This is a genomic window from Sulfuricurvum sp. (genome assembly GCF_049305995.1).
GTDB lineage: Bacteria > Campylobacterota > Campylobacteria > Campylobacterales > Sulfurimonadaceae > Sulfuricurvum.
In genome coordinates this window covers 1-3,545 of the sequence record NZ_JBAQPS010000012.1, presented here as the reverse complement: position 1 = coordinate 3,545, position 3,545 = coordinate 1, and the positions used below count along the sequence as shown (strand labels likewise).

The following is a 3,545-nucleotide window of genomic DNA, read 5'->3' as shown; positions in this document are numbered from 1 at the left end:
CTCCTACCCATAACGGTGTTGTGACGGTATGAATATCCCCTGATTCAAACATTTGCAACAAATAAGGGTCAAACAGATCACCCCATGGCGTTAAATGTAACCCTAACACAATCGGATAATAGAGATTAAAGAGCAATGCAAGAGGAATTGAACCTATATGCCACCAACCAAACGTTCCAAAAATAGAGAGTGAAATCGGCAGTAATACCAAATAGCACCAAATATGAAGGGCTAAAAAGATTTGCCACGGCTTCCAATGTTCATAATAACGGATAAAAATAAAAATAGAGAGAACACCAAAAGAAGAAAACCAAAAACCCAATGAGAAAAAAAGCTTCGGAAAAAATGCAAGCAATACACCAACACTGATTAAAAGCGTTTGAAGCGAAACAATCTTAATCCCCCGATCATAAAGCCAATATCCCACCGCGAGCATCCCAAATGCTCTTACCATCGGAGGAATAAACTCTAATGCCCATAAATAGAAAAATAAAATTCCAAAAACGAGAAAGAAAAGATCGCGATTGCCGTGACGGTAGGGAAAATAACGATTTTGGAACCACCGATACGGCGATCGTAGTAAAAAATAAGCGATCAAACTGATAATCCCATAGTGATAACCGCTGATCGAGAGGATATGACTGAGCCCCATCGCCCCTACAAGGGCTTGAAACTCCTGCGACATCGGTGTGGCAACGAACAATGCACCGTACAGCTCTCGCATCCATTGATCCTCATGTACTGAAGCAATACGGCGATACCATTGTTCTTTGAGACTTAGCTCCGGATAAACCTCGGTAATCACTCCCCGTGTATAAAATCCTCGCATATAATCCAAAAAGCTCACTTTAGCCACTTGAAGTTCTACTAATACTTCTCGCCCACGTAAATCACGCAAATATGGGGACATCGCGCACCGTACAAGTGAGCCGTTTTCGAGCCGAAGTTTCATCGACGTTTTAGGCTGTTCCGCAATCAGCCGAACCTCTTGATCGATCACCTCAGCACGCATGAGAGGATCGTCAAAGGTTTTGAGTTCAGTAAATTGATAGTATTCGTATGAAAGCGAGAAGGAAGCAATAAAAAGGAGAAAAAGAAAAAAGAGGGAGCCGCTTTTGAGATCAAAAAGATCGACACGTTCTAATTTTGACATTATATTATCGGCATCGAAACGTTTTGAACACCTTCATCCAAATTCATCGTCGCACTTTTCATATCGATACTCTCATAGACGATCTGTGCCATACCGAAGGTCGGTTTATCAACAAAACGGGTAAACTTTTTTTGGAACATCAGTTTTATGTGCCCTGTCGGACCGTTACGCTGTTTTCCGATGATAATCTCGGCTTCCTCTTCCTCTTTTTCGACGTATTTGGAGACAAATGGCATATTTGGGTCTTTTGCCAATGCCTCTTTCTCCCGCTCTTTTTCCTCTTTGTAGAGGTAAACGTCATTTCGGTAGACAAATAGGATGATATCAGCATCTTGTTCAATCGATCCCGATTCACGGATGTCGCTGAGCATCGGACGTTTATCCGAACGTGACTCAAGTCCACGGTTGAGCTGAGAGAGGGCGACGATCGGAATACCCAGTTCACGCGCCAACATTTTAAGGCCACGCGAAATCTCACTCACCTCTAAGTGACGATCTTTCCCCCCCGTACCGTTCATGATTTGAAGGTAGTCGATCACTGCTACTTCGATCTCAGGATGACGGCTTTTGAGTTTACGCAATTTGGAGCGGAGTTGATGGATATTGATTGAGCCGTGATCGTCTACGAATAGTTTAGAATGCCGCATCTTATCCACCGCATCATTGAGCTGTTTGTACTCCTGGGGGTTCATATCCCCCACACGGAGACGTTGAAGCTGTATAGAGGTTTGAACGCTCAGTAATCTCAGCATCAACTGCTCTGCGGGCATCTCCAGTGAAAAGAAGGCTACACCGCTCCCTTTATCGAGGAGATTTTGAACCATATTGAGGGCGAACGAGGTTTTTCCCATTGCAGGACGGGCGGCGATAATAACCAAATCCCCTTTACCGAATCCCGTCGTCATTTTATTCAGTTCCGCATACCCAGTATCGACACCCACAAGTACCGAATCACCGCGCGCTTTCATCTCTTCGATATATGCCAGCGTCTCATCCGCGATGGAAGGGGCATCTTTAAAATCGGTCGCCTGCGAACTCTGCGTTATCTCATAAAGCTTTTGTTCGACCAAATCAACGACGTCAGTTCCACTGAGTTCTTCTTCGAGAGTAACCCTCTTGATCTCCGTCGTCAGTGTAAGGAGATGACGTTTGATTGCTTTATCTTTGATCTCTTGGACGTAGGCTTTAGTATTGGCGATCGGATTGGCGGTGAGGATATCCACCATTACTCGCTCATCGAATTTTTGTTTCGCCGTCAGCTCTTTACGAAGAAACTCCTCATCGATAGGGAGATCTCGATGGGCTAAAGCCATCATGGCGCGGTAAATCTCCTGATGGGCACTCAGATAAAAATCTTCAGGGGTTAAAACGGCATCAAACTCATCAAACTGAGCGGGATCAAAAACGATGGAGCTGAGGACAGAGCGTTCAAAAGCCAAGTTATATAAAGACTCTTCCATAATTAATCCTCTTCTGCTTCCATTTTTTCAACCTCTTCGACGAAACGATCCACGAGCTTATCTTCATCAAGCCGAGCGACCACTTCACCACGCACCATCACTAACCCCGAACCTTTGCCATACGCGATGGCGACATCAGCATGTTTTGCTTCCCCGATAGCGTTAACAACACATCCCATTACCGAAAGATCGAGCGGCTTTTTGATATGCTTGACACGCTCTTCGATCACACTCACTGCGCTCACTAAATCAGCTTCGATTCGTCCGCACGTCGGGCAGGAGATGATATTGGGTCCTTCTTTAGCGACACCGCTGTCTTTGAGGATCGCACGACCGACTTTAATCTCCTCTTCGAGTTCCCCCGTGATAGAAACCCGCATCGTATCACCAATACCCTCCAGTAACAATGTCCCCAAACCGATTGCACTTTTGATCGTTGCATGAAAAACCGTCCCCGCTTCGGTGACTCCCAAATGAAACGGATAGTTGTTTTTCGGACGAAGCATACGGTACGCTTCGACGGTACGCTGAACGTCGCTTGCTTTGAGAGAGATTTTGATATCGGTAAATCCGAGATCTTCGAGATATTTGATGTTGTACTCAGCGGATGCTACCATCCCCTCAGCTGTTGCGCCGTAACGCTGTTCGAACTCTTTTTCCAAACTCCCCGCATTGACCCCGATACGGACAGGAATACGACGCTCCTGACACGCCTTAACGATCTCGCGGATACGCGATTTTTCACCGATATTTCCGGGGTTAAAGCGGATACAGTCCACACTCTCCGCCGCGATGAGGGCGAGCTTGTAGTTAAAATGAATATCGGCAACGAGAGGGAGAGAAATCTGCTCTTTAATCGCTTTAAGGGCACGTGCATCTTCCTCATCGGGAACGGCGACACGGACGATATCGCATCCGGCAAAATGGAGACG

General features: G+C 45.9%; 3 protein-coding genes. All 3 read right to left on the bottom strand.

Annotation, left to right across the window (positions count from 1 at the left end; all coding sequences use genetic code 11):
* Nucleotides 1–1,153: ComEC/Rec2 family competence protein (locus WA010_RS00435; protein WP_422555208.1), on the bottom strand; the 1,153-nt coding region annotated here is incomplete at its 3' end.
* Nucleotides 1,153–2,613 carry a replicative DNA helicase gene (locus WA010_RS00430; RefSeq protein ID WP_422555207.1) on the bottom strand — a complete coding sequence of 487 codons (1,461 nt, stop codon included), beginning with the start codon at nucleotides 2,611–2,613 and terminating at the stop codon, nucleotides 1,153–1,155. The genes WA010_RS00435 and WA010_RS00430, both read right to left, overlap by 1 nt.
* A gap of 2 nt (nucleotides 2,614–2,615) precedes the next feature.
* On the bottom strand, nucleotides 2,616–3,545 hold a 930-nt coding region (ispG, locus tag WA010_RS00425; protein ID WP_422555206.1), incomplete at its 5' end, for a flavodoxin-dependent (E)-4-hydroxy-3-methylbut-2-enyl-diphosphate synthase.

What these genes read in the sequence shown, in the direction of transcription:
- WA010_RS00430 (WP_422555207.1), bottom strand. Translation starts at nt 2,613, where the DNA reads ATGGAAGAGTCTTTATATAACTTGGCTTTTGAACGCTCTGTCCTCAGC.